At 52.2% G+C, this 347-nt stretch carries 1 protein-coding gene; it reads right to left on the reverse strand.

The genetic code is table 11. The features are described 5' to 3' along the window. Positions 1-253, reverse strand: a 253-nt coding sequence (locus tag HBA93_RS19620) for an aminoglycoside phosphotransferase family protein (protein ID WP_286202078.1), incomplete at its 3' end; no start/stop codon positions are given. Positions 254-347: the final 94 nt, after the last annotated feature.

Consider the following 347-nt stretch of genomic DNA (forward strand, 5'->3'; position numbering starts at 1 on the left):
GCATCATGGTTGGATCAAGCCGGAGGTCGAGAAGCCGGATAGCACCGTGACCATCGCGCTCACGCATATAATAAGCGCCACGCAGCTCTTCATGACCTGCAGGTTTCAGTATTTTCACGATCACCGGAGAGTTCTCCTCTCCGGTGATTGTTGCTTTCCAGATATGACTGGAATTGGTGTCAGCCAGCAGTGTTGCAGAGGTAATCTGCCAATGTGCCGGAAACTCCGGCGGCGTCACTTGCAACTGTTGCATAATGGCTTAGCTCAAACCGAGCATCAGGTTCATATTTTGCACAGCTGCACCCGATGCACCCTTACCGAGATTATCCAGCACAGCCACCAGATTG

Origin of the sequence: Ochrobactrum sp. SFR4 (assembly GCF_019730395.1) — a bacterium.
Lineage (GTDB): Bacteria > Pseudomonadota > Alphaproteobacteria > Rhizobiales > Rhizobiaceae > Pseudochrobactrum.